Genomic DNA, 25041 nt, shown 5'->3' with positions numbered 1-25041 from the left:
GACGCCTGCGGCCTGGGTGCTCTAGACGGGCGGGTAGGCCGGCGGCGGGTATCCGTTGCCGTCGGTGACGCCGCGCAAACCCCAGGTGAGGTACCGCATGAAGAACTCGATCTCGTCGCTTCCGTCGTAATCCGGGCTCGGATCCATCGGTCCCACCTCTCGAATCTCGTTCGATGAGGAGTCTAGTCGCATGCCCGTCGACGTGACACCGGCGTTTTTGCTTAAACTGTCCAACCAGTTGATTGATAGTTATTCTTGGCCGAACCGGGTCTGGCCTGCCCGTACCGACGATAGTGAGAACAGATGCCCACCGACAGCGTCACACCCAATGGGCAAACGCGGCGCGAGGAGCTGCTGGCCGTCGCCACCAAGCTGTTCGCGGCGCGCGGCTATCACGGCACCCGGATGGACGATGTGGCCGACGTGATCGGCCTGAACAAGGCGACCGTCTATCACTATTACGCCAGCAAGTCGCTGATCCTGTTCGACATCTACCGCCAGGCCGCCGAGGGCACGCTGGCCGCCGTGCACGACGACCCGTCCTGGACGGCGCGCGAGGCGCTCTACCAGTACACCGTCCGGTTGCTCACCGGCATCGCCAGCGATCCCGAGCGCGCCGCCGTGTACTTCCAGGAGCAGCCCTACATCACCGAGTGGTTCACCAGCGAGCAGGTCGCCGAGGTGCGCGAGAAGGAAGCGCAGGTCTACCACCACGTGCACGGCCTGATCGACCGCGGGATCGCCAGCGGCGAGTTCTACCAGTGCGACTCGCACGTGCTGGCGCTCGGCTACATCGGCATGACGCTGGGCAGTTATCGCTGGCTGCGGCCCAGCGGGCGGCGCTCCGCCAAGGAGATCGCGGCGGAGTTCAGCACGGCGCTGCTGCGCGGACTGATCCGCGACGAGGCGATCCGCACGACGTCGCCCCTGGGCCCTTAGGGCCGCGCGCCTTTCAGGTGCTTGTCGAGGAACGCGAGCTGGTCGGCGACCACACGCTCGAACGCGTCGTCGACGTAGATCGCGAAATGGCCCTCGGGATACAGCTTGACCTCGCCGCGGGGCGCTTTCGCCGCGTGGCGCAGTGTTGCCGCCGCGGGAGCTACCGAGTCGGCCTCGCAGACGCAGAACAGGATCGGGCAGGTGATCTTCGGCGTCAGGCGTCCCGGGCGATAGGTGAAGACCTGCAACGCGATTCGGGCGGCGACCTCATTGGGTAAGTCGACGCCGTCGGGCACCAGCCGCAGGTAGCCCGCGTACGCGTCGGGCGTGTTCATCAACGCGACCTCGCCGGGCGGGCCCGCCGTTGCGACCATCACCGGTGGCCTGCCCCGTTTGCTCGCGAGCACGTCGCGCGCCGCCCGCGCGGTGATGCGCGCGGTGATCAACGGGTTGGAGATCGTGCGCGCCGACGCGAGGCCGTCGGTGAAGGGACACTGCGCGACGGCCGCGGCGATGCCCGGCAGCCGCGCCGCCGTGGCGATCACGTGACCGCCGCCGAAAGAGGTGCCCCACAATGCGATTCGGTCGGGGTCGACTCCCGGGACGGTGCGGGCGTAGTCGACGGCCGCGGCCCAGTCGGCGAGCTGCATGCCGACGTCGAGGACCTGACGCGGCCGGCCCCCGCTGTCGCCGAAGTTGCGGTAGTCGAACACCAGGCAGGCGTAGCCGGCCGCGCTGAAGCGTTCGGCGTAGGCGTCCAGGCGCATGCTCCGCACGCCGCCCAGGCCGTGCGCCATCACCAGCAGCGGCGCCGGCCCGTCGCCCGGCGGCCGGTAGAGCCAGGCGCTGATCAGGTCGTCGCCGGACGGGAACCGAATGTCTTCGCGCTGTGTCATCAGGGATTGATTCTGCCCCCGCGGTCCAGGAGCGGTCCGCAGGTATGCGCGCCCAATTTAATGGACTAGTGTCTAGAAACGTTTTGGGCGCTCAACGGACGGAGACTGTCATGGCGATCCGCGTCGCGCACGTCGGCACCGGCAATGTCGGTGGGCTGGCCCTCGCCGAACTGATCACCAACCCGCAGTTCGAACTGACCGGGGTCTGCGTCTCCACCCCGGAAAAGGTGGGCAAGGACGCCGGGGAGCTGTGCGGCGTCGGCCTGGACACAGGGGTGGTCACCGGCGTCGCCGCCGTGGATGACCTGGACGCCATCATCGCCGCCAAGCCCGAGTGCGTCGTCTACTGCGCGATGGGCGACACCCGGCTGCCCGAGGCGATGGCCGACGTCATGCGCATCCTGGCCGCCGGCATCAACGTCGTCGGGTCCTCGCCGGGCCTGCTGCAGTACCCGTGGGGCGTGATGCCCGACAAGTACATCGCCCGCGTGGAAGACGCTGCCAAACAAGGCAATTCGAGCATCTTCATCAGCGGCGTCGACCCGGGATTCGCCAACGACCTGATACCGTTCGCGCTCGCGGGCACCTGTCAGCGCATCGAGCAGGTGCGTTGCATGGAGATTCACGACTACGCCTCGTACAACGGGACCGAGGTCATGGACTACATGGGCTTCGCCAAACCCATGGACGAGATCCCGATGCTGCTGCAGCCGGGCATCCTCAGCATCGCCTGGGGTACCGCCATCCGTCAGCTGGCGGCCGGGTTGGGCATCGAGGTCGACGAGATCACCGAGTCCTACCAGCGCGAGCCGGCGCCGGAGGACTTCGACATCGCGGTCGGCCACGTCGCGAAGGGGACCGTGGCCGTGCTGCAGTTCGAGATTCGCGGCATGGTCAAGGGCCACCCCGCCGTCGTCATCGAGCACGTCACCCGGCTGCGGCCGGACCTGCGCCCCGACCTGCCCCAGCCCGCCGCGGGCGACGGCTCGTACCGCGTCGAGATCACCGGCGAGCCCTCGTATGCGGTCGACATCATTCCGAGCAGCCGCAAGGGCGACCACAACCACGCCGCGATCGCCGGCGCGGCGGGTCGCGTCGTCAACGCCATCCCGGCGGTGATCGCGGCGCCGCCCGGCATCCGGACCACGCTCGATCTACCGCTGGTCACCGGAAAAGGCCTTTACGCACCAAGCACTTTGGTGACCACTTAATCGAAAGGAGACCCAGGTGGGTCGCGTTGACGGAAAAGTTGCACTGATCAGTGGCGCCGCCGGTGGGATGGGCGCCGAGGACGCGCGCCTGCTCGTCGAGGAGGGCGCCAAGGTTGTCATCGGCGACATCCTCGACGACCAGGGCAAGGCCTTGGCCGACGAGATCGGAGAATCCGCGCGCTACGTGCACCTCGACGTCACCCAGCCCGACCAGTGGGACGCCGCCGTCGCCACCGCGGTCGGCGAGTTCGGCAAGCTCAACGTGTTGGTCAACAACGCCGGGACCGTCGCGCTCGGCCCACTGAAGAGCTTCGATCTTGCCAAGTGGCAGAAGGTGATTGACGTCAACCTGACCGGGACGTTCCTGGGCATGCGGGTGGCCGTCGAGCCGATGATCGCGGCCGGGGGCGGCTCGATCATCAACGTGTCGTCCATCGAGGGCCTGCGCGGGGCACCCATGGTGCACCCCTATGTCGCGTCGAAGTGGGGCGTGCGCGGCTTGGCCAAGTCGGCGGCCCTGGAGCTGGCGCCGCACAACATCCGGGTCAACTCCGTGCACCCGGGGTTCATCCGCACCCCGATGACGAAGCACCTGCCCGACGACATGGTAACCATTCCGCTCGGGCGCCCGGGGGAGGTCCGGGAAGTCGCGACGTTCGTGCTGTTCCTGGCCAGCGACGAGTCGTCCTACTCCACCGGCAGCGAGTACGTGATGGACGGCGGCCTGGTCACCGACGTCAACCACAAGGACTTCTAGAGCGGGTGCTATAACCGCGAGCATGCTGCGCAGTCTGGCGAGCCTGGTCGGGCCGAGCCACGTCGTCACCGACCCCGACGTGCTGGCCGCGCGCAGCGTCGACCACACCGGCCGTTACCGCGGGCGGGCGAGCGCCCTGGTGCGGCCGGGCTCGGCGGAGCAGGTCGCCGAGGTGCTGCGGGTGTGCCGCGACGCCGGCGCGCATGTGACGGTGCAGGGGGGCCGGACCTCGCTGGTGGCCGGCACCGTCCCCGAGCACGACGACGTGTTGTTGTCCACCGAACGGCTGCACGCCATCGGGGACGTCGACACCGTCGAGAGCCGCATCGAGGTCGGCGCCGGGGCCACCCTGGCCGCCGTGCAGCAGGCCGCGGCCGGAGCCCGTCTGGTGTTCGGCGTGGACCTGTCCGCCCGCGACACCGCGACCGTCGGCGGCATGGCGTCGACCAACGCCGGCGGCCTGCGCACCGTCCGGTACGGCAACATGGGCGAGCAGGTCATCGGCGTGCAGGTCGCGCTGCCCGACGGCTCACTGCTGCGCCGGCATAGCCGGGTGCGCCGCGACAACACCGGCTACGACCTTCCGGCGCTGTTCGTGGGCGCCGAGGGCACGCTCGGCGTCATCACCTCGCTGGACCTGCGGCTGCACGCCATCCCCCCGCACCGGGTGACGGCCATCTGCGGGTTCGCCGACCTCGACGCGCTGGTGGCCGCCGGCCGCGTCTTCCGCGACGTGGACGGCATCGCGGCCCTCGAGTTGATCGACGGCCGGGCCGCCGCGCTGACCCGCGAGCATCGCGGCGTGGGTTCGCCGGTCACCGGGGACTGGCTGCTGCTGGTCGAGTTGGCCGCAGACCATGACCAGACCGAGCGCCTCGCCGGCCTGCTCGAGAACGTGCCCATGTGCGGCGAACCGGCGGTGGGCGTGGATCCTGCTGCGCAGCAACGGTTGTGGCAGGTGCGCGAATCACTCGCCGAGGTGCTCGGCGTGTACGGGCCGCCGCTGAAGTTCGACGTGTCGCTGCCGCTGTCGGCGATCGGCGAATTCGAAAGACACGCAGTCGATTTGGTGAATACCCACGCCCCCGAGGCGCTACCGGTGCTGTTCGGTCACATCGGCGAGGGCAACCTGCACCTCAACGTGTTGCGTTGCCCGGGCGAGCAAGAGCAGCACCTCTACGAGCCGATGATGGACCTCATCGCGCGGTCCGGCGGCAACGTCAGCTCCGAGCACGGCGTCGGCACCCGCAAGCGGCCCTACCTCGCCATGTCACGCGAGCCCGCCGACATCGCCGCGATGCGCACCCTCAAGGCCGCGCTCGACCCGACCGGTTATCTGAACGCCGCGGTGCTGTTCGACTGATCACCGCCTTCGCGAGACTGTCGTTACCGACGCCGTCACTCGGGAAACGCGTTGCCAGTTACAGTTTCGCGGGGCTAGGACGAACCCTTGATGCCCACCGCGTGGCGCAGCTGCGCCAGGAACTGGTCGGCGTCGTCGCTGCGCACGATGTAGTGCGAGATCGCAATCCGGATCACCGTCGCCGCCTTCACCGCGGAGTTGGGTCCGGGGAGGTGCCGTTGCAGGCCCTCGCGCATCTGCGGGATGACCCAGGAGAACTGGGCGATGGTGTGCTCGGGCTCGACGTCGACCATGCGCACACCGGAGTACGAATGCTGGTATTCGACGATGAATCGCAGCACGGCGTCGAGCTTGTCCACGCCCTTCAGGCCCGCGGTGGCCTTGACCAGGCCGCTTTCGAAGATCTGTCGCTCGTAGGCCGAAAACGCCGACAGCAACTCTTCTTTGGACGCGAACCAGCGGTACAGCGTCGGGCGGGAGACGCCCGCCTGGGTGGCCACGTCGGACAGGCTGAGCTTGGTTTTGCCGTTGCGGCCGAGCACCTCGGCGGTGGCCGCCAGGATGCGCTGGCGGGTCGAGGTGTCAGTGTCGGCGATCGTCGTCGTCCGGACCGGCTGGCTCATGATTTCGCCTCCACGTTAGGCCCGAGGCGGGCGCCGGCGCACCAGCACCGACTGCTGGATGGCGCCGACCGCGCCCTGTTCGTCGAACAATGTGCCGATCGTCGTTCCGATCCCGTCCGGCCCGTAACTGGTTTCCGCCCTGATCCCGATCCAATCACCGTCGGGGACACGAAACACGTGGACGGCCAGATCGGTGTTGAGGAATGTCCACTTGGTGATGTCCAGCTTGCTGCCGATGCCGTTGGCGCAGTCGGCGACCGCGAACAGCCGTTCCAGCTGGGTCATGGACTCGCCGTTGACCAGGTCGACGGTCGGGTTGATCCACGATTCGCCGGGGCCTTCGCTCAGCGGCTCGGTCAGCCACAGCCACTGCAGGCTGTGCACGTAGTTGCGGTCCCAGTCCTTGGCCTTGAGGTTGCGGTCGTGGGCCTCGGCTCTCGGTCGGGGTGGGGGAGCCGCCGCGTGCGTCAGTTCTTGGGTGTCCTGGTGCTGCAACCGCCAGCCGCTGGCGCGCGCCACCGGCCGCGGGGCGCCGTCGGGGCCCGGGGCCAGCATCTCGGCGCTGACGAGTTCGATCTGCTTGCCGGGACGCTGCACCTGCGAGCGGACCCACAGGTCGCCCTCGGCCGGCACCCCGCCCAGCAGGTCGATGACGACCCGGGACAGGCGGGTGTCGTCGCGCTGCTCGCAGCGTTCCAGCGCCCGCACCAGCAGCCCCGACACTGGACCGCCGTGCTGGATCGCCGCCGACCAGGTGCCGCGCGCCAGGTCGGTCGCCCGGAACTTCTCGCCCGGCGCGTCGGCCGGGTCGATCAGCTCGTAGTAGGCGTCGGTCATCGTCAACCTCTTCGGGGTGTCAGGGCAGGCCGGCGCCGGGAGTGGGCACCGTGACGGCGTCCAGCCGCGAAAGCCGGGTGCCGACCAGGCGCTGGGGATAGGCGTCGGTGCTCGACAGCAGGAACAGGGTGCGGCGCTGCGGGCCGCCGAGCGCGCAGGCGATGGCGACGCGATCCCCCATGTCGATGCGGTCGGTCACGTCGCCGCCGGCCACGATGCGTTCGAACTGATGGGCCAGCGTCATCGACGCCCACACGCCGCCCTCGGCGTCCAGCGCGATGCCGTCGGGTGGCCCGTCCAGGCCGTCGGCGAAGATCCGCCGGTCGGTCAGCCCTCCTGGGTCGTCGGGGCCACCGAGGGAAAACGCGCTCAGCCGCCGGCCCGTCGATTCGGCGACGATCAGCGTCTTGCGGTCCGGGGTGATCGCCATTCCGTTGGGGAAGTCGAGGTCCGAGGCGACGACGGTGGCGCTGTCGTCGGGGTCGAGGCGGATGATGACGCCTTCGTGGCGCGCCTGGCATCCGATGTAGGCGCGGCCCACGTCGTCGATGACCATGTCGCCGAGGCTGGCCGGCGCCACATCGGAGAGATCGGCGATGGTGACGACGGTTTCGCCGTCATAGCGCAGCACCCGCCGGTCCTCGGTCGAGGCGATCAGCAGCGAGCCGTCGGGACGGAAACCCAGGCCCGACGGCGAGTGCCCGGGCAGGGGCAGCGTGGTCAGCGAGCCCCCCATGGTCGAGGTGTGGACCGCTTCGCCTAGCATGTCGGAGAACCACAGCAGGCCCTCGAACCAGCGCGGCCCCTCGCCGAAGCAGAACCCGTTGGCCAGCGGCTCGGGGATCATCCGCTCATGCCTTTGGCCGACCTTCCGCTTTACAAAACACCGAAAAAGTGTCACGCACCGCGGGTGCCGGTGTCAATCTGCCGATCGGGCGAGTTCGGTTGCGACGGCCTCGTGGTAGGCGTCGATCTTCGCCGGGTTGGCCTGGAGGAAGAGCTGATCGGGCAGGGGCGCATGCTTGTACGCCTCGATCGTCATGGTCCGGGAGAACAGCGTGACGTCCTGGCCGGGCCGGGTGAAGTGGTACGACACGGTGATCCGGCCCTCCATCCCGCCGTTCCCGTCGCGGTCGTGGCCCAGGCGGCCGATCGAGGTGAACACGAACAGGCTCGGCCGCACGGCGGCGGCCAGCTGCCAGGTGAAGATCCGGTCGCCGTCGGGTCCCGCTTCCTCCCAGGTGTCACCCACCTTCAGCGGAAGCTCCGGCAATTTCCCGATGTGCGCGCTGCCGGGGTAGGTCCTCGTCCAGTTCCGCGGGTCGGTGACGAAGTCGTACACGGTCTCGGCGGACTGCGTGAACGCGGTCTCCGACGTGGTGGTCACGATGCCCAATGGCGTTGCCTCCCTGTGCTTTCCGTTGGCGGGCCAATCCGCCGGGCCGCGGTCTTGTTAGCCAAGCTTTACAAATCCTACTCAAAGTGTCACGCTGAGCCCTGAGCTGCAAGCGCGAGAGGTGGAGCGGATTTGACGAAAGCTTCCGAGGAATCTCAGCAGACCGAGTGGACGGTGCAAGGCCTGCTGGATCTGTTTGACGTGCAGGCCGACGGGCAGGATCGGTTCACCGGCGAGACCGGCATCGCCGTCGGCGACGAACGCCAAGTGGTGGAGGGCACCCAGGTGCTCGCCCAGGCGATTGTCGCCGCGGCCAAACGATTCCCGGACAAGTCGGTGCGCTCGGCGCACGCGGTGTTCTCCCGCGCCGTGACCGTCGGCCCGCCGATCGAGCTGATCCTCGACGTCGTCGCCGAGGGCCGGTCCACCGCCACCGCCGTCGTCGCCGTGCACCAGAACGGCCGGCGCTGCCTGAGCATCACGGTGCTGGCCGACGTCCCGACCGCCGATGTCATCCGTCACCACCTGCCGCGCCCCGACGTGGCCGCGCCGGCCGACGCCAACCCCTCCCCGATGCCGATGGTCGGCCGCGAGCTGCGCCTGGTTGACGTCGTCGACGTCAACAGCCCCGACGAGGTCGGCCCGCCGGAGCTCTACGCGTGGCTGCACTACGACCCCATCCCGCAGCGCGACGACCTGGCCAAGGCGCTGCTGGCGTACTTCACCGGCCACCTGGGGATCTCCACCACCATGCGCGCGCACGAAGGCATCGGCACCGCGCAGGCGCACCTGACCGTGTCGACCGCGCCGATGAGCATCTCGGTCGCCTTCCACGAGCCGGTGCGCTGGAGCGGGTGGCTGCTCTACACCCACGAGAGCACCCAGGTCGGCGCGGGCATGTCCTACGTGCGCGGCGCCGTGCACGCCGAGGAGGGGGAGCTGCTGGCGTCGTTTTCCCAGGAGGCGCTGATCCGCCCGCTGCGGACCAGCGACACCGCGATCGATTCCCGCGCCCGCTTCTGACGGCTGGAAAGTCAGATGCGCTTCACCATCACCCACCCGATGCACAGCCATCCCTACAACCCGGAATTGGTGAGTGGGGACGGCATCGGCAAGGTGGCCGCGGCCACCGAGGCGGCCGGCATCCACGGATTCGGCTTCACCGACCACCCCGCGCCGTCACAGCGGTGGCTCGACGCGGGCGGGCATGACGCGCTAGACCCTTTCGTCGCACTGGGTTTCGCCGCCGCCACCACGTCGACCCTGCGGCTGATCCCCAACATCGTGGTGCTGCCCTACCGAAACCCGTTCGTGGTGGCCAAGTCCGGCGCCACCCTCGACCTGCTGTCCGGCGGTCGCTTCACGCTCGCGGTGGGCGTGGGCTACCTCAAGCGTGAGTTCGCGGCGCTGGGCGTCAGCTACGACGAGCGCGCCGAGCTGTTCGAGGAGGCGCTGCAGGTGATCCGGGCCGTCTGGACCGGAGACGACATCTCCTTCGAGGGAAAGCATTTCAGCGCCCGCGGCATCACCGCGCATCCCCGGCCCGTCAGCAGCCCCCACCCGCCGATCTGGATCGGCGGCAACACCACCGCATCGCGCCAGCGGGTGGCGCAGTACGGCGACGGCTGGTGCCCGTTTCCCGCCCCGCCCCAGTTGGCGCAGACCGCGGGCACGGCCACCATCGACTCGGTGCAGAAACTCACCGAGGGTATCGAGGACCTGCGGCGTAGATGCGATGCGGCGGGCCGGGATTGGTCGGCGATCGACATCACGTTCACCAACTTCGAGGGTGGCAGTCCCGCCGACGACGCGTTCAACGCCGACGCGTACCTGGACGGCCTGGACGAGCTGGCGAAGCTGGGGGTGACCTGGGTCAGCGTGCACCTGCCCGGCGACAGCATGACGCACGCGCTCGAGACCCTGGACCGTTTCCGCACCCTCGTGATCGACGCGGCCTGAATGGACTTCTCCCGCGTAGCGCTCTCGCCCGAGGACCAGGATTTCTACGATCGGTTCCGGGGGTTCATCGCCGAACACGTCACCGACGAGGTACGGCGGCGCGATCGTGAGACCGGTGAGAACTTCAGTGAGCCGGTCCATTTGGCGCTGAGCGAAGCGGGTTATCTCGCATCCGACTGGAAGCTGGAGTCCGAAGGCGGCTTCAATCCGGTGCGCCGCCGGATCTTCCACCTCGAGATCGGTCGCGCCCACGCCCCGTGGTTCCACTGGGGCACCACGGCGGTCGTCGCGCGGTTGGTGCAGCGGTTCGGCGCACCCGAACTCGTTGATGCGGTGCTGCCGGGCGTGCTGTCCGGTGAGATCCGGCTGTGCCTGGGCTACACCGAGCCCGAGGGCGGCTCCGACGTCGCCACCTGCAAGACCCGCGCGGTGCGCGACGGTGACGCGTGGATCATCAACGGCTCCAAGATGTTCACCTCGAACGCGCAGAACGCCAAGTACGTCTTCCTGCTCACCAACACCGACCCGCAGGGCCCGAAACACAAGAACCTGACCATGTTTCTGGTGCCGCTGGATTCGCAGGGCATCGAAATCCAGGGCATCCGCACCATCGACGGCGACCGCACCAACATCGTGTACTACAGCGACGTGCGGGTCGACGACCTCTACCGGATCGGCGAGGTCAACGCCGGCTGGACGGTGATGCGCTTCGCCCTCGACGCCGAGCATGGCATCACCGATATCGAAGACCATGGCCTGCAGAACATTTCGATGCTCTCCGAGCACGGCCACCTGATGGCCGAGGCGGCCGACGGGGTCGCCGCCATCCTGGCCACACCCGACGCGAGCGGACGGCGCCCGATCGACGACGAGGCGACGAAATACCGGCTCGGGCGCGCCATGGCCCGCATCGAGGCGGCCATGTCGACTCCCGGAATGTACGGGCGGGTCGGGCTCATCCAGACCATGCGCGAGGTCTCCCAGGAATTGATGGACTTGCTCGGGACCGCATCGGCATTGCCCACCGACACAACGGGTTCCGCCGATAATGGTGCCATCGAGTTCATCTTCCGGCACGGCGTGCCGGCCGGGATCTACGGCGGCACCATGGAGGTGTTCCGCAACATGATCGCCCAGCACGAGCTGGGGCTCGGGCGTCCCAGTTACGGCCGCTGATCGTGCCGCGAGACTGCAACCACCGACGGTGGCACCCGGGGAACGCGTTGCCAGTTACAGTCTCGCGAGACCCAGCGGGCTACCGCGGGAGCTCGGCCAGCACGTCGGCGCGGGCGTGGTCGAAGCTGAGAAATCCCTTGATCGGCAGGCTTTCCGGCGGCGGGTCCGGATAACACCAGGCGACGTCCTCGACGACATTCTCGCCCGAGACGAACGACCAATACGTCGCAAAGCCTTTGTAGTTGCAGTAACTCGACGTCTCGGATTGCCGCAGCAGATCCGTCCGCACGTGTGCGGGGTCGACATACAACCTCGGCTCGAGCGCGGTCTCGAAGAGGATCATCGTGTCGTCCGTGTCGACCAGCGTGGTCGCGCCGACGCGGACGCGCAGGCGTCGTTGCGTCGCACGGCAGTCCACGCGGTGATAGGGATTGGGCGGGTAGTGGACGAGTTTGCGCCCCTCCTCGAACCACGCGTCGACCGCGTCCCAGGGAACCTGAACGAAGCCCGGTGCCTCCGGCTCCGGCTCACTCGGCAGGTCACCGACCTCGTCGGCCGCGAAGACGTAGCCCAGTGGGCGCCCCCGCCGGTGCACCAGCAGCGCCCGCTCGGTGTCGATCACCAGCCGCCCGTCCTTGACCGCCTGGACGCGCCGCGGATGCGGCTCGACGTACACGATCCCTTCAGGCCCGTCCGGTATCGCCGGCGAGAAGCGCCCCGCCGGATCGCTGCTGAGCGGACCGCGCCCGGCCACCAGAGTCATCTGTTCCTCCCGGTTGCAACGAATCGTGTACTCCCGCGTAGGCCATTGTGGTGCACACCGGCTTCGCTGCGACAGCCCCGGTTAGCGTATGCGCCCGATGGGAGTCGACCGGGTGAGAGTCAGGATCTGACCGGATCTTCGTGTGCGAGCAGCGCCGCGTACTGCTGCTCGAGCTGCTTGGCGACGCCCCCCTGCCAGCTTTGTGCCAACGAACGTGACATCGGGTCGGGAAAGATCTCGTCGTCGCCGTTCTCCAGCCCGTCGAAGATGCCTTGCGCCACGGATTGCGTTGAGGCCTTGGGGATGTCGAGGCCTCGGGTCATGTCGGTGTCGACGGGTCCGGTCAGCACCGCATGAACCCGCACGCCCCGCCCGGCCAAGATGACACGCAGCGATTGCGTGAGGGAGAACGCGGCAGCCTTGGAGATCGAGTAGGCCGGGATCAGCGGCAGCGGCGCCAGGGCGTTCACCGACAGATTGTTGACGATCGATCCCGCGGATCGGGTCAACATCGGCAGGAAAGCCTGAATCACGTCGTACGTTCCGAGCAGATTCACCGCGAGAATGCGTTCGGAGTGCGGAGGCGGCGCTGAGGTCGTCGTAAACCGCCAGGCCGGCATTGTTGATCAGGACATCGAGGGAGTCGACCCCTTCCACGGCGCGTCGAATCTGCGCGGGGTCGGTGATGTCCAGGGCCAGCGGTGTCACGCGGGAATCGTCGTTGTCGGCCAACGCCTTCCGGGTGCCGACATACACCCGTCGCGCCCCACGGTGCAAGGCCTCGGTGACGAGCGCGCTGCCGATGCCTCGATTGCCCCCGGTGATCAGCACCGCCCTGCCTGAGATTGTGACCACGATGCTCTCCTTTCGTTGAACGGTGTCGTATTGGGCGGGCTTGCCGCGGCCCGTCGTTGCGCGATGCCCGCAGGTATTCCGATACGAGGGCCGGCCCAGAATCATCGATGGGCAGATCACGACGGCGAACCGGCTGACCCGGTGGCAACGGGCGGCGGGAGCAGGGAGTAGGAACGTAGCCATGGCGGGACCGGTGGAAGGCGTCAAGGTCGTCGAGCTCGGGGTGTGGGTGGCCGGACCGGCCGCCGGCGGCATCCTGGCGGACTGGGGCGCCGACGTGATCAAGATCGAACCGCCGACGGGTGATCCGGCGCGCACGTTCGGCCGCATGCTCGGCTGCGACATAGGCCTCAACCCGCCGTTCGAAATGGACAACCGCTCCAAGCGCAGCGTGGTCCTCGATCTCGGCACCGACGCGGGCCGCGCCACCGCGTTCGAATTGCTCGCCGGCGCAGACGTTTTCCTGACCAACGTGCGACCCGGCGCGCTGCAACGCCTGGGGCTGGACTTCGAGCCGGTGTCGGCGGCCAATCCCCGCCTGGTCTACGGGCTCATCACCGGATACGGCGACAACGGGCCGGACGCCGATCGCGCCGCCTTCGACGTGGCCGCGTTCTGGGCCCGGGCCGGGGTCGCCCACCTGCTCACCCGGCCCGGCGAGACGCCCCCGTTTCAGCGCGGCGGGATGGGGGACCACTCCGCCGGGATGACGATGGCCGCGGCCGTGTGCGCGGCACTGCTGGCGCGCGAACGCACCGGGGCGGGCCAATTGGTGACCACCTCGCTGTACCGGCAGGGCGCCTACACCGTGAGCTTCGACCTGAACACCTATCTGATGAGCGGCCAGCCGATCGCGATCGGGCAACGCGAATCGATGGGCAACCCGTGCATGAACAACTACGCCGCCCAAGACGGGCGGCGGTTTTGGATCGTCGGCCTGGAGGCCGAGCGGCACTGGCCGGCGCTGTGCCGTGCCGTGGGTCGGCCCGAATGGCGCGACGACCCGCGGTTCGCCGATGCCCGCTCCCGCGCGGTCAACTCGGCGGCGCTGATCGTCGCGCTGGACGAGATTTTTGCGACGCGCCCCCTCGACGAATGGGCGCAGGTCTTCGCCGGCGAACCGGATTTCTTCTGGTCACCGGTCAACACGCTCGAGGACGTCGTGGCCGACGAGCAGTTCCACGCCGCGGGCGGCATCGTCGACGTGCCCGACGGGGACGCGGCCGTGCCGATGGTGGCCACGCCGGCGGATTTTCACGGCACCCCCTGGGCGCCGCGTTCTGCGGCACCAGAACTCGGGCAGCACACCGAGGAAGTCCTGGCCGACCTCGAGGCGCGCCGCGGTTCGTGACGGCCCGCCGGGACCTTTACAAATTTCGCCAGAAGTGTCACGCTGTGCGGTGAGTCGCTTCACCCGACGCGTGAAGCGGCTCCAGCCCTTGAGAAAGCCCATGACAAGCGCGTGAGGCCCGCCAACGGAGTCGTTGGGGCCGTGTGAGGAATGGATCGATGGTCGCTCCAACGTTCGAGATCAGCAAGAGCAGCGCCGGGGAAGCACCCCACCCCAACGGTGAGGGCCTGCGCTATCGACTGGACGTGGTCGCCGCCAGCGCCGTCGACGTCGTGCAATCGGCCGGGGGTTGGCTCTACGACCGGGCGATGGCCGGCTGGGAGGTGACCGTGCTCCTCCCGCAGGGCCGCGACACCCGAGCGCTGCGGATCCTGGGGGTGCGGGTATCGGACCTCGAGTCATCCCTGGCCGCCCTGGGGTCGGGCTCGACCAGCCTCGCCGTCAGCGCCGACGCGTTCACCGCCGACGCGCGGGTGCGCGACGCGGTCCTCGAATCGCTGGACAACCGGCTGACGGAGGTCGCCCTGTGGGGCGACGGGTGGCCGCTGGGAGTGCATCGTGCGACGACCCGCGCCCAGCACCTGCTCAGCGGGGCGGCGCGCACGTTCAAAGGCTATGCGCTTGCGGCGGCGGGCATTTCGGACGCCACGGTCGCGCCCACCGAGACGCTGCTGTGCGACGTGGGTTCGGGGGCCGACTCCGACCTGATCCGGCTCGACTAGGCCCATGAAGAAGTACTACAAACACGCGTTGCTCTACCTGCACGAGACGATCTCGCTGGGATCCGGGCGAAGCGACCGGTTCACCGACATCTTCGCCGACACTTACCAGCCGATGATGGAACAACTCGGCGCCCGGCTGTTCGCGATCTGGGAATCCACCCCGTACAACGGCCACTGGCCGCAGGTGACGGTCATCTGGGAGATCGACGGGTTCGCCGACTACGCCAGGATCGGCGCCGCGCAGGCCCGCGGCGGCAGTCACGAGGCGGCCGCCGGCAAATGGTCGGCGTTCCTGGCCGACCTCGGCGCCTCGGGCGAGGGCCGCATCATGTACGCCGGACCCAGCAACCGGACGCTCGCCCAGCTGCGTGAGGCCAATTTCACTGCGCCGCTGGTGATTCAGGAGATCATGCAGACCAAGCCGGGCCGCCAGGACGACTACATCCGGGAGCTGGAGCGGCTCTACGTGCCGTGGTCGGAACGCACCGGAAAACGCTGGCTCGGCTCGTTCACCACGACCTTCCGCTTCAACGAGGTCATCCACTACTGGGCGCTGGACGGGGGATGGGACTGCTTCGCCGAGCACTACCCCTCGTGGAAGGAGAGCCCACCCGCCGAGATCGTCACCTGGATGAGCGTGGCCCCGGCGTTGCGGGACGGCTGGGAAGATTCCATCCTGCAGGCCCTACCGCCCTCGCCGCTGCAGTGACCGAGCGCCAAGGACCGATGAACGACACCGACTTCAGCTACGACCCCTTCGACGCCGCGGTGATGGCAAACCCGTTGCCCTACTACCGAATCCTGCGCGACCACCACCCGGTGTACTACATGCCGCAGTGGGACACCTTCGCGCTGTCGCGTTTCGAGGACATCTGGAAAGTTTTGGAAGTCAACAACGGCACGTTCGTCGCCTCGGAGGGCACGCTGCCGGCGGCATCGGTTCTGGCGCAACACAACTCCGGACCGGTCGACGACCCGCCGCTGCACCCGCTGCCGTTCCACGCCATGTTCGACGCCGACCTGTACGGCGAGATCCGGCGCACGCACTCCCGGCCGTTTCGGCCGCGTTCGGTCACCGACCTCGAGGGCAGGATCCGGGAGCTGGCCAACGAACGCCTCGACCTGCTGCTGCCGCGCGGCTCGTTCGACCTGACCCAGGACTACGGCGGTGTCGTGGTCGCCGCCATTGTCTGCGAACTGCTGGGCATTCCCACCGATCTCGCGCCGCAAGTCCTCGCCGCGGTCAACGCCGGCAGCCTCGCCCAGCCCGGCGTCGGCGTGGACACCGGGCAGGCGCGCCCGAACTACTTCGAATTCCTGCTCCCCGCGGTCGCCCGCCGCCGCGCCGACCAGTCCGGGCCGCCGCTCGACGTGGTCGACGGCCTGCTCGGCTATCACCTGCCCGACGGCAGCGCGCTCGACGACATGGAAGTCGCCACCCAGATGCTGTGCATCTTCATCGGGGGCACCGAGACGGTGCCCAAGATCGTCGCCCACGGGCTGTGGGAGCTCACCCAACGCCCCGACCAGCTGGTCGCCGTCCGCGCCGATCCCGCAAGCAACGTGCCCGTCGCGCGTGAGGAGATGATCCGGTACTGCGCGCCGGCGCAGTAGTTCGCGCGAACGGCGCGCAAGCCCTTCGACATTCACGGTCGGACGATCAGCCCCGGCCAGCGCGTCATCACCCTGCTCGCCTCGGCCAGCCGCGACGAGCGGGAGTACCCCGAGCCCGACGAATTCATCTGGGACCGGCCCATCCGCCGCTCGCTGGCGTTCGGCCGTGGCCAGCACTTCTGCATCGGATACCACCTGGCGAGGCTGGAAATGGCTGTGCTGCTGCAGGAATGGCTGCGCCGGGTGCCCGACTACGCGATCCGAGCCGAAGCCGCCACCCGGTTGCCGTCCAGCTTCCAATGGGGTTGGAACAACATCCCGGTGGAGGTCTGACGTGTGGTCCTACCGGCTCATCGCCCCGTATCAGTTCGAGCGGACGACGATCGCGGACGCGACACCCGACTCCCTGACCGACGGGCAGGTGCTGCTGCGGTTCCTCGCCGCCGGCGTCTGCGGCAGCGATCTGCCCGCGTTTCGCGGTGCCAGGGGCCGAATCCCCGGTGACGACGGGCGCAGCGGCCCCGAGAAGGACGGCTTCCCCATCCACGAGGTGGCCGGCGAGGTGATCGCCAGCCGGCACCCCGCGCACCGTCCCCGGGACCTCGTCGTCGGCTGGGCGTCCGGGTTCGACGGCATGATGGAACGCATCGTGAGCAACGGCGACGGGCTGGCGCCCTACGACCCGGCGCTGACGCCGGCGCAGGCCATCGGCCTGCAACCGTTGGCCTGTGTGCTCTACGCCTGCGAGCAGCTCGGCGATTTGGCCGGCCGGCACGTCGCGATCATCGGCCAGGGATCGATCGGCCTGCTGTTCTCCTACGTCGCCAAGGCGGCCGGCGCGCGGCGCGTCACCGGGGTCGACCCCATCGACCGCCGTGATCTGGCAAGGGCATTCGGCGTCGACGACCCGGTGCGCGCCACCAGCGACCGCTGGGCGAGCCAGCTCGAGCCCGGGGACCGCGCCGACGTCGTCATCGAGGCGGTCGGCCACCAGGTCGCCACCCTCACGCACGCCATCGACGCCACCGCCCCCGGCGGCACCGTCTTCTATTTCGGCGTCGCCGACGACGACATGTATCCGATCAGCATGCGGGCCATGCTGCGCAACAACCTCACGCTGAAATCCGGTGTGACGCTTGACCGGCGGCGGATGCTGGAGCTCGCGAGCAAGTTCACCGCCGAGCACCCCTGGCTGCTCGGCGCCTACCTCACCCACACCTTCGGCATCGACGAGGTGCAGGACGCGTTCGAGCTGGCCTGCCGACCGGTCGCCGACCGCATCAAGATCGCGATCGCCGGGTGAGGGGCCGACCGTGACGGACGCTTCGCCGAGCAATCTGCAGCTGGCGCTGAGGAGGAACAAGCCCGCGATCTTCGGCGGCTGGGTCACCGGCCCGACGTGGCTGGGACCCGAGGAGTTCGCCCGCGCCGGTTACGATTACGTCGGATTCGACGCCCAGCACGGCTATCTCGACGACGCCGACATCGCCCGCATGCTGCGCCGCACCGAACACCTGCCCCTGGGCACCGTGGTGCGCCTGCCCAACGCCGAGGCCGCACCGATCGGGCGGGTGGCCGACGCCGGCGCCGACGCCGTCGTCATCGCGATGATCGAATCCGCCGACCAGGCCGCCGCGGCCGTGGCCGCCACCCGCTACCCGCCGGCGGGGGTGCGCAGCTTCGGCCCACTGCGCGCCAGCCTCGGACACGACCCCGCCGCCCACGAATCCCGGGTCGGCGTGTTCGCGATGATCGAGACCGCCGCGGCGCTGGCGGACATCCGGAAGATCTGCGCCGTCGACGGCCTGACCGGAATCTACGTCGGCCCCGCCGATCTCGCCATCTCGATGGGCGCCGGCGTCCTCGGGGCGACCCGGCAACCCGAAGTGCTCGACGCGATCACGCGCATCCACCGGGCGGCCTCGGACGCCGGCCTGGTCACCGGCATCCACGCCGGCGACGGCACGACGGGCCAGGCCATGGCGCGGTTGGGTTTCCGCATGATCACCCTGGCCGCCGAGTCCCAGGCGCTGCGGCGCGGGGCCGCCGAACACCTGCGTGAGGCGACGCAATGACCGCCCGCCCGCCGGACGACGATGCCGCGATCCGCGACCTGATCGCCGGCTACGCCCTCGCACTCGATGCCGGCGATGTCGACGGCTGCGTCCAGCTGTTCGCCCCCGACGGCGAATTCCTGGTCTACGGCAAGACTTTCGCAGGCCATGACGGCATCGCCGGCATGTTCCGCGACGCGGCGCACGGCCTGCATCTGACCGGCGTCTCGCACATCGCGGTCGACGGTGAGCGCGCCACCGCCAGATCGCAGGTGCTGTTCGTCCGGGCCGGCGACCTGCAGCTGCGGCCCGCCCTCTACGACGACGAGCTGACGCGCGTTGACGGGCGGTGGCGCTTCGCGCGGCGCCGGTGCAACTTCATCACCCGCGGCGGACTGGCCGACAGCCCCGAGGACGCGCCCGCATGAACCCACGCGTCGCACTCGTGACCGGCGCGGCCGGCGGGCAGGGCCGGGCCATCGCCGAACGACTACGCGCCAAAGGCTTTTCGGTGGCCGCCTGCGATCTGCGGACCGATCAACTCGCCGCCGCGGCGCGCGAATCGGGCGACGAGCACCTGATCGCGGTGGAGCTCGACGTCACCTCGGAACCGCAGTGGGCCTCGGCCATCGAACAGGTCGTCGACCGGTTCGGGTCGCTGAGCACCCTGGTCAACTGCGCCGGCGTGCTGCACCGGGCTCCGCTGACCGAGGAGACGGCCGAAGGATTCGAAAACTCGCGGCGGGTCAACTGTTTGGGCGCCTTCCTCGGCATACGCGCGGCGCTGGCACACCTGCGCGCGGCCCCCGACGCGTCCATCGTCAACATCTGCAGCACCGGCGCGATCCGCCCGTTCCCCCAGCACAGCGCCTACGGCTCGTCGAAGTGGGCGCTGCGCGGCCTGACCCAAACCGCCGCGGCCGAACTCGCCCCCTCCGGCATCCGGGTCAACGCCGTGTTCCCCGGGCCCATCGCCACCTCGATGCTCGACGAGACCACCCAGGCCCGGCTGGCCGAGGCATCGATGTCCGGGCGGATAGGCCGGCCCGACGAGGTCGCCGACGCCGTGGCCTTCCTGGTCTCCGGCGAGGCGTCGTTCATCACCGGCTCCGAGCTCATCATCGACGGTGGTCAATGCCTGCAGATCCGATGAGCGACCTGTCGGTCGGCATCATCGGTGCCGGCCCCGGCGGCCTGGCGCTAAGAATCATGCTGTCGCGCGCCGGGTTTGGCGACTTCACCATCTTCGACCGCGAAGACGGCGTCGGGGGCACCTGGCGGATCAACACCTACCCGGGACTGGCCTGCGACGTCAAGTCGCACCTCTACTCGTTCTCCTTCGACCTCAACGCCCACTGGTCACGGCTGTGGTCGGGACAACCCGAAATCCTGGACTACTTCCAGCGCAGCGCCGACAAGCACGGTCTGCGGCCCCACCTGAAACTGCGCACCGAAATCCGCTCCGCACAATGGGATCCCGACACCCAGCTGTGGTGCCTGACCACCGCGGCCGGCGAACAGCATCACTTCAACGTGGTCGTCTCGGCCGTGGGCCTGTTCACCCGGCCGCTGATGCCCGACCTCATCGAAGAAGAACCCTTCACCGGAACCGTGATGCACTCGTCGCGCTGGGACCACTCGATCCCGCTGCAAGGCAAGAGAATCGCGGTGCTGGGCACCGGATCCACCGCCTCCCAGCTGATCCCCGAACTGGCCAAAGTGGCCGACACGGTGTATTCGGTGCAACGATCGCCCACCTGGATCCTGCCCAAGCCCGACCGGCACTACACGCGGCGGGAACGCTGGGCCTTCGCGCACCTCCCGTTGGTCAAGAAGATCTACCGGACCCGGCTGTGGCTGCGCAGCGAATCCAACATCTCGGTGATCGAGCACGGCAGCGAAAAGACCGAGCAATTCACCGCTCTCGCCCTGCAGCTACTCGAAAAGACCGTCGACGACGAGGAATTGCGCCGCAAGCTCACGCCGGACCATCCGATGGGCTGCAAGCGGCTGGTGTTCTCCTCGGATTACCTGCCCGCGCTGACCCGGCCCAACGTCGAGGTGGTGACCAGCCCGGCGCGCTACCTGCGTGCCCGGTCCCTGGTCACCGAAGACGGCACCGAACGCGAGGTCGACCTGGTGGTCTGCGCCACCGGCTACGCCGCCGCCGACTATCTCGGGGATCTGGACGTTGTCGGCGAACACGGCATCACGCTGCGGCAGGTCTGGCGCGACGGCGCGCACGCCTACCTGGGCATGGCCGTGCCGGAATTCCCCAACTTCTTCATGCTGTACGGGCCGAACACCAACGTCGGCTCCAACAGCGTCGTCTTCATCCTCGAAGCCCAGGCGCGCTACATCGTGCGGGCGCTTCGGCACCTGCGCCGCCACCGCAGGCGCTACGTCGCGGTGCGTCTCGCGGCGCTCGCCGACTTCGTCGACAAGATCGACCGATGGATGGAGGGCACCGTCTGGACCACCCAGTGCAGCAACTACTTCCGCGCTCCCAACGGACGGGTGGTCACCCAATGGCCGCGCAGCGCGCGAACCTTCTGGGGGATGACGCGCCGGTTCAGACCGGCCGACTTCCGGTTCGAGCCGCCCGCCACCACCACCGCGTCGCCGGTCGCCGCGCCCGAGGCGGGAACCCGATGACGGAGCTCGACGGCGCCGATCGACTCGACCCGGCGCTGCGCGCGATCGCGACCGAGCGCACCGACTTCTCGCCTGCCGCAATCCAATTGACCCGTGAACCGTTCAACGAACGCCGCCGCGTCAGCGCCCAGCAGACCGACGCCCGCGACGTCCGCATCGTCGAGGACAACGCGGGCGGTGTCCCGGTGCGCATCTACCGCGGCGGACCCACCCCGGCACCCGTCGTCGTCTATTGCCACGCCGGCGGATTCGCGCTGGGCAACCTGGACACCGATCACCGCCAGTGTGTGGAACTCGCCCGGCGCGGCCGCTGCACGGTGGTGTCGGTGGACTACCGGCTGGCACCGGAGCACCCCTATCCGGCCGCGCTCGAGGACGCGAGCGCCGTGCTGCGCTGGGTGGTCGGCGACGCGGCCGCGCTCGGAGTGGATCCGGCACGGCTGGCCGTCGCGGGCAGCAGCGCCGGCGCCGCCCTGGCCGCCTGCCTGGCGCACGCCGCCGCCGACGGGGCGTTGCCGCCGGTGGTGTTCCAGCTCCTGCACCAGCCGGTACTCGACGACCGGGCCACCCCGTCCAAGGCGGAATTCCGCACCAGCCCGGCGTTCGACGGCGAGGGCGCCGACCTGATGTGGCGCTACTACCTGGGCCCCGAAACCGCGTCGGGGGCCGCGGTGCCCGCGCGGAGGACCGAATTCGCCCGTCTGCCACCGGCTTTGATCAGCTGCGCCGAGATCGACCCGTTCCGGGACGAGGCCATCGACTACGCGCTGCGGCTCCTGCGCGCCGGAGTCTCGGCCGAGCTGCACGTGTTCGGGCGCGCCTGCCACGGATTCGATTCACTGCTGCCGGAATGGTCGGGCTCGCAACACTTGTTCGCGCTGCAAGGCAGCGCCGTGTCCAGCGCGCTGCACGGCGACTAACCGTCGAATCGGATGAGCTGGCGCACCGCGGTGCCGTCGGCCAGATGGTCCATCGCCTCGTTGATGTCGTCCAGCCCGATCGTCGACGACACCAGCGATTGCACCGGCAGCCGGCCCGAGCGCCACAGCTCGACGAACCGGGGAATGTCCCGGCTGGGCACCGCCGAGCCCAGATAGCTGCCGATCAGCGAGCGGCCCTCGGCCACAAAACCCAACGGGGACACCGTGATCCGGGCGGTCGGTGGCGGCAGGCCGACGGTGATGGTGCGCCCGCCCGGCGCGGTCAAGGCGATCGCGGTCTCCAGCGCGGCGGGATGGCCGACCGCCTCGACGACCACGGCGGCCTTCACCCGCGCGTCGGCGGCCTGCTGCGGCGTGTACGCCTCGTGCGCGCCCAGGCCGCGGGCGGCGGTCAACTTGTCGGGCAACTGGTCGACGGCGACGACGCGCACGTCGTCATAGGTCAGCGCGGTGAGCAGCGCCGCCATCCCGACGCCGCCCAGCCCGACCACGGCGACCGTCTGCCCCGGCCGCGGATGCCCCACGTTGAGCACCGCCCCGCCGCCGGTCAGCACCGCGCACCCCAAAAGAGCGGCGACATCGGCCGGCACGTCGGGCGGCACCGCGACCGCGCTCGCCCGATTGACGACCGCATGCGTCGCGAAACCCGAGACCCCGAGGTGGTGATACACCGGCCGGCCGGCGCGGCTGAGCCGAATGTCACCGCCCAGCAGGGTGCCGGCGCCGTTGGCGGCGCTGCCCGGTTCACACGGCGTCAGCCCCTCGGTCGCGCACGCCGCGCAATGGCCGCAGCGTGGCAGGAACACCAGCACCACCCGCTGGCCGACGGCCACATCGCCGACGCCGTCGCCGACCCGCTCGACGATGCCGGCAGCCTCGTGCCCGAGCAGCATCGGCACCGGGCGCACCCGGTTGCCGTCGACCACCGACAGGTCGGAGTGGCAGATGCCGGCCGCCTCGACGCGGACCAGGACCTCGTCGCGCCCCGGGGGCGCGAGGTCGACGTCGGTGACGCTGATGGGCCGCGACTGGGCGTAGGGCCGGGCCGCCCCGATGTGCTCCAGTACCGCGCCCCGAATTCCGGACATGCTGGAATACAACCATGGCGTCGGCTCCAGTAGTTCCCCCCGCCCCGGACGGGTTGACCAGCAACGACTTCCCGGTGCTGTGGCCCGTCGGGACGCGGTGGGCCGACAACGACATGTTCGGCCACCTCAACAACGCCGTCTACTACCAGTTGTTCGACACCGCGATCAACGCCTGGATCAACACCAGCACCGGGCTGGACCCGATCACCACACCGGCGCTGGGCATCGTCGCCGAGTCGGGCTGCCGCTACTTCGCCGAACTGCATTTCCCCCAGAACCTCGCGGTGGGTCTGGCCGTGACCCGGCTGGGCCGCAGCAGCGTCACCTACCGGCTGGGCGTGTTCGAGACGGGGGAAGGTGAAACGCGGCCGATCACCGCGCTGGGACACTGGGTGCACGTCTACGTCGACCGCGTCACCCGCAAGTCCGTCCCGATTCCCGACCCCATCCGGACCCTGCTGTCGACGGCCAGCGTCGGCGAATCGGCCTAGCCCTGGCCCAGATACCGCCCTGCGCTGGGGTTTTCGCACACCCCGATATGCTGCGCGCATGCCAGTGTTGAGCAAGACCGTCGAAATCGGCGCCGACGCCGCGTTGATCATGAAGATCGTCGGCGACTTCGAGGCCTACCCGCAGTGGAACGAGGAGATCAAGGGTCTCTGGGTGCTGGCCCGCTATGACGACGGGCGGCCCAGCCAGCTGCGGCTCGACACCGATTACCAAGGCATGCAGAGCATGTTCATCCAGGCCGTGTACTACCCGGGGGAAAACCAGATCCAGACCGTCCTGCAGCAGGGCGACCTGTTCACCAAGCAGGAGCAGCTGTTCTCCGTGGTGGCGATGGGCGCCTCCAGCCTGCTGACCGTGGATCTGGACGTCGAGACGTCGATGCCGGTCCCGGCGCCGATGGTCAAGCAACTGCTCAACAACGTCCTCGACCACCTCGCCGAGAGCCTCAAGCAGCGCGCCGAGCAGCTGGCCGCGACCTAGCGGGTCAGAAGATTCCCGTGCGGTCGCGCATCTCGGTGAGCCGGGCCGCCGCGTCGGTGAACTGCCACACGGTGTGCTCGATCACCGCGGCGGTGTCACGGTGGCGCAGCGCGGCGATCAGCTTCCGGTGGTTGTCGACGGCGGCCTTGCCCCAGTGCGGATCGGCGGCGTACACCAGCACCGGCATGTAGCGGGCGGCGTTGAGCAGGAACCACGCCAGCTTGATGCGGCCGCTGGCCTGGTTGAAGACCCGGTGAAACGCGAACTCGATGCCCGCGATGGTCTCCGCGTCGCCGGACCCGACCGCCGCGGCGAGCGAATCGTTGATGCGGTCCAGCTCGTCGATCTCGGCGTCGGTGATGTGGTCGGTGGCCGCGGCCGCCAGCTCCTTGGCGATCGAGGCCTGCAGCCAGAAGATGTCCTCGATGTCTTGGCGGGTGAGCGGCAGCACGACGTGACCGCGGTGCGGCTCCAGCTGCACCATGCCCTCACCGCGCAATTTCAGTAGGGCTTCCCGCACCGGGGTGACGCTGACGCCGAGCTGGGCCGCGGTCTCGTCGAGGCGGATGAACGTCCCCGGGCGCAGCGCGCCGGACATGATCGACGCCCGCAGATGGCCTGCCACCTCGTCGGACAGCTGAGCCCGCCGCAGCGGCCGCCGGCTCCTCGGCTGCATGGACATCGGTGCGTTCACGGGGTCTGCCAGGACTTTCAGTGACGTGGCGGGACGGGGTTCGAGTTGTAAATGCGGCTTGTCGAGGACTTGTCAGTGGACCGTCAAAGCCATAGTGTGACCCACACAACACTATGTTTTATCAAATATCAACCTGGCGCAAGCGGTGCGCGAGTGA

The 25041-nt window shown here is 69.0% G+C and carries 28 protein-coding genes and 2 pseudogenes; 19 read left to right on the top strand and 11 right to left on the bottom strand.

The annotated features are described in order from the left end of the window. Nucleotides 1-21: 21 nt before the first annotated feature. Entirely contained in the window at nucleotides 22-147 is a 126-nt protein-coding gene (locus AC0KTM_RS23895) for a hypothetical protein (RefSeq protein ID WP_003874194.1), read from the bottom strand. A gap of 156 nt (nucleotides 148-303) precedes the next feature. On the opposite strand from AC0KTM_RS23895, the gene AC0KTM_RS23890 reads away from it, so the two are divergent. Next, the gene (locus AC0KTM_RS23890; RefSeq protein ID WP_008262031.1) at nucleotides 304-939 is read left to right on the top strand and encodes a TetR/AcrR family transcriptional regulator; all 636 of its coding nucleotides are present in this window, start codon (nucleotides 304-306) and stop codon (nucleotides 937-939) included. Here AC0KTM_RS23890 and AC0KTM_RS23885 read toward each other — a convergent pair. Further along, on the bottom strand, nucleotides 936-1835 hold the full coding sequence (locus tag AC0KTM_RS23885) for an alpha/beta hydrolase (protein WP_225327227.1): 900 nt from the start codon (nucleotides 1833-1835) through the stop codon (nucleotides 936-938). The two genes, AC0KTM_RS23890 and AC0KTM_RS23885, sit on opposite strands and share 4 nt — an antisense overlap. A 110-nt stretch (nucleotides 1836-1945) precedes the next feature. Here AC0KTM_RS23885 and AC0KTM_RS23880 point away from each other — a divergent pair, with 110 nt between their 5' ends. Genes AC0KTM_RS23880 through AC0KTM_RS23870 form a run of 3 tightly spaced genes read left to right on the top strand, consistent with a single transcriptional unit; the run spans nucleotide 1946 to nucleotide 5166 of the window. Continuing rightward, on the top strand, nucleotides 1946-3046 hold the full coding sequence (locus tag AC0KTM_RS23880) for an NAD(P)H-dependent amine dehydrogenase family protein (protein ID WP_225327226.1): 1101 nt from the start codon (nucleotides 1946-1948) through the stop codon (nucleotides 3044-3046). A gap of 16 nt (nucleotides 3047-3062) precedes the next feature. After that, nucleotides 3063-3803, top strand: coding sequence for a glucose 1-dehydrogenase (locus tag AC0KTM_RS23875; protein WP_238957137.1), 741 nt, complete (start codon nucleotides 3063-3065; stop codon nucleotides 3801-3803). A gap of 22 nt (nucleotides 3804-3825) precedes the next feature. Beyond that, complete coding sequence (locus tag AC0KTM_RS23870) at nucleotides 3826-5166, top strand: FAD-binding oxidoreductase (RefSeq protein ID WP_472416863.1); 1341 nt, start codon at nucleotides 3826-3828, stop codon at nucleotides 5164-5166. A gap of 74 nt (nucleotides 5167-5240) precedes the next feature. Here AC0KTM_RS23870 and AC0KTM_RS23865 read toward each other — a convergent pair whose 3' ends face one another. From AC0KTM_RS23865 to AC0KTM_RS23850, 4 genes are all read right to left on the bottom strand, one after another. Next, a complete protein-coding gene (locus AC0KTM_RS23865; protein ID WP_225327223.1) occupies nucleotides 5241-5789 on the bottom strand; it encodes a TetR/AcrR family transcriptional regulator in 549 nt (182 codons plus the stop codon). Nucleotides 5790-5804: 15 nt separating this feature from the next. Continuing rightward, on the bottom strand, nucleotides 5805-6626 hold the full coding sequence (locus AC0KTM_RS23860; protein WP_225327222.1) for a thioesterase family protein: 822 nt from the start codon (nucleotides 6624-6626) through the stop codon (nucleotides 5805-5807). Nucleotides 6627-6645: 19 nt separating this feature from the next. After that, nucleotides 6646-7473: an SMP-30/gluconolactonase/LRE family protein gene (locus AC0KTM_RS23855; protein WP_225327221.1), complete on the bottom strand. Its 828-nt coding sequence runs from the start codon at nucleotides 7471-7473 to the stop codon at nucleotides 6646-6648. A 72-nt stretch (nucleotides 7474-7545) separates the two neighbouring features. Next, complete coding sequence (locus tag AC0KTM_RS23850) at nucleotides 7546-8022, bottom strand: SRPBCC family protein (protein ID WP_225327220.1); 477 nt, start codon at nucleotides 8020-8022, stop codon at nucleotides 7546-7548. 132 nt (nucleotides 8023-8154) lie between these two features. Between AC0KTM_RS23850 and AC0KTM_RS23845 the strand changes: the two genes are divergently transcribed. From AC0KTM_RS23845 to AC0KTM_RS23835, 3 genes are read left to right on the top strand one after another with little or no spacing between them, the layout of a single operon-like run. After that, nucleotides 8155-9045: an acyl-CoA thioesterase gene (locus AC0KTM_RS23845; protein ID WP_225327219.1), complete on the top strand. Its 891-nt coding sequence runs from the start codon at nucleotides 8155-8157 to the stop codon at nucleotides 9043-9045. Between the two features lie 15 nt (nucleotides 9046-9060). Next, nucleotides 9061-9981, top strand: a complete 921-nt coding sequence (locus tag AC0KTM_RS23840; protein WP_225327218.1) for an LLM class F420-dependent oxidoreductase — start codon at nucleotides 9061-9063, stop codon at nucleotides 9979-9981. Beyond that, entirely contained in the window at nucleotides 9982-11157 is a 1176-nt protein-coding gene (locus AC0KTM_RS23835; RefSeq protein WP_225327217.1) for an acyl-CoA dehydrogenase family protein, read from the top strand. It abuts the gene before it with no gap. Nucleotides 11158-11236: 79 nt separating this feature from the next. Here AC0KTM_RS23835 and AC0KTM_RS23830 read toward each other — a convergent pair whose 3' ends face one another. The 3 genes and pseudogenes from AC0KTM_RS23830 to AC0KTM_RS23820 form a co-directional block, all read right to left on the bottom strand. After that, on the bottom strand, nucleotides 11237-11920 hold the full coding sequence (locus AC0KTM_RS23830; RefSeq protein WP_225327216.1) for a DUF427 domain-containing protein: 684 nt from the start codon (nucleotides 11918-11920) through the stop codon (nucleotides 11237-11239). 119 nt (nucleotides 11921-12039) lie between these two features. Continuing rightward, nucleotides 12040-12477, bottom strand: a complete 438-nt coding sequence (locus AC0KTM_RS23825; protein ID WP_472416861.1) for an SDR family NAD(P)-dependent oxidoreductase — start codon at nucleotides 12475-12477, stop codon at nucleotides 12040-12042. An 88-nt stretch (nucleotides 12478-12565) separates the two neighbouring features. Then, nucleotides 12566-12880: pseudogene (locus AC0KTM_RS23820) on the bottom strand (SDR family NAD(P)-dependent oxidoreductase); the annotation flags it as partial. A 76-nt stretch (nucleotides 12881-12956) separates the two neighbouring features. Between AC0KTM_RS23820 and AC0KTM_RS23815 the strand changes: the two are divergent. The 10 genes and pseudogenes from AC0KTM_RS23815 (at nucleotide 12957) to AC0KTM_RS23770 (ending at nucleotide 22091) form a co-directional block, all read left to right on the top strand. After that, nucleotides 12957-14126 (top strand): CaiB/BaiF CoA transferase family protein, encoded by a 1170-nt coding sequence (locus tag AC0KTM_RS23815; RefSeq protein WP_225327214.1) that lies wholly within the window; start codon nucleotides 12957-12959, stop codon nucleotides 14124-14126. Nucleotides 14127-14284: 158 nt separating this feature from the next. Then, nucleotides 14285-14848, top strand: coding sequence for a hypothetical protein (locus AC0KTM_RS23810; RefSeq protein WP_225327213.1), 564 nt, complete (start codon nucleotides 14285-14287; stop codon nucleotides 14846-14848). A gap of 4 nt (nucleotides 14849-14852) precedes the next feature. Then, on the top strand, nucleotides 14853-15557 hold the full coding sequence (locus AC0KTM_RS23805) for an NIPSNAP family protein (protein WP_225327212.1): 705 nt from the start codon (nucleotides 14853-14855) through the stop codon (nucleotides 15555-15557). Nucleotides 15558-15574: 17 nt separating this feature from the next. Further along, a pseudogene (locus AC0KTM_RS23800) lies at nucleotides 15575-16795 on the top strand (cytochrome P450). Nucleotide 16796: 1 nt separating this feature from the next. Continuing rightward, nucleotides 16797-17765, top strand: a complete 969-nt coding sequence (locus tag AC0KTM_RS23795) for a zinc-binding dehydrogenase (RefSeq protein ID WP_472416859.1) — start codon at nucleotides 16797-16799, stop codon at nucleotides 17763-17765. Between the two features lie 10 nt (nucleotides 17766-17775). Then, nucleotides 17776-18537 (top strand): HpcH/HpaI aldolase family protein, encoded by a 762-nt coding sequence (locus AC0KTM_RS23790; RefSeq protein ID WP_238957133.1) that lies wholly within the window; start codon nucleotides 17776-17778, stop codon nucleotides 18535-18537. Next, a complete protein-coding gene (locus tag AC0KTM_RS23785) occupies nucleotides 18534-18944 on the top strand; it encodes a nuclear transport factor 2 family protein (protein ID WP_238957132.1) in 411 nt (136 codons plus the stop codon). Before AC0KTM_RS23790 ends, AC0KTM_RS23785 begins: the two co-directional genes overlap by 4 nt. Then, nucleotides 18941-19669 carry an SDR family NAD(P)-dependent oxidoreductase gene (locus tag AC0KTM_RS23780; protein WP_472416857.1) on the top strand — a complete coding sequence of 243 codons (729 nt, stop codon included), beginning with the start codon at nucleotides 18941-18943 and terminating at the stop codon, nucleotides 19667-19669. The genes AC0KTM_RS23785 and AC0KTM_RS23780 overlap by 4 nt, the downstream gene beginning before the upstream one ends. Next, nucleotides 19651-21171, top strand: coding sequence for a flavin-containing monooxygenase (locus AC0KTM_RS23775; protein WP_472416855.1), 1521 nt, complete (start codon nucleotides 19651-19653; stop codon nucleotides 21169-21171). The genes AC0KTM_RS23780 and AC0KTM_RS23775 overlap by 19 nt, the downstream gene beginning before the upstream one ends. After that, nucleotides 21168-22091, top strand: a complete 924-nt coding sequence (locus tag AC0KTM_RS23770) for an alpha/beta hydrolase (RefSeq protein WP_472416853.1) — start codon at nucleotides 21168-21170, stop codon at nucleotides 22089-22091. Before AC0KTM_RS23775 ends, AC0KTM_RS23770 begins: the two co-directional genes overlap by 4 nt. Here the strand turns inward: AC0KTM_RS23770 and AC0KTM_RS23765 are convergent. After that, nucleotides 22088-23200: an alcohol dehydrogenase catalytic domain-containing protein gene (locus AC0KTM_RS23765; protein ID WP_225327204.1), complete on the bottom strand. Its 1113-nt coding sequence runs from the start codon at nucleotides 23198-23200 to the stop codon at nucleotides 22088-22090. The two genes, AC0KTM_RS23770 and AC0KTM_RS23765, sit on opposite strands and share 4 nt — an antisense overlap. Nucleotides 23201-23214: 14 nt before the next feature. Between AC0KTM_RS23765 and AC0KTM_RS23760 the strand changes: the two genes are divergently transcribed. Both AC0KTM_RS23760 and AC0KTM_RS23755 read left to right on the top strand, forming a co-directional pair. Then, a complete protein-coding gene (locus AC0KTM_RS23760; RefSeq protein ID WP_472416851.1) occupies nucleotides 23215-23691 on the top strand; it encodes an acyl-CoA thioesterase in 477 nt (158 codons plus the stop codon). 58 nt (nucleotides 23692-23749) lie between these two features. Then, complete coding sequence (locus tag AC0KTM_RS23755; protein WP_225327202.1) at nucleotides 23750-24190, top strand: SRPBCC family protein; 441 nt, start codon at nucleotides 23750-23752, stop codon at nucleotides 24188-24190. 4 nt (nucleotides 24191-24194) lie between these two features. Here AC0KTM_RS23755 and AC0KTM_RS23750 read toward each other — a convergent pair whose 3' ends face one another. Beyond that, nucleotides 24195-24872, bottom strand: coding sequence for a GntR family transcriptional regulator (locus tag AC0KTM_RS23750; RefSeq protein WP_225327308.1), 678 nt, complete (start codon nucleotides 24870-24872; stop codon nucleotides 24195-24197). Nucleotides 24873-25041: the final 169 nt, after the last annotated feature.

This window comes from Mycobacterium sp. NTMscope_Eco_3 (assembly GCF_976985685.1).
This window is presented reverse-complemented; position numbering and strand designations above follow the sequence as displayed.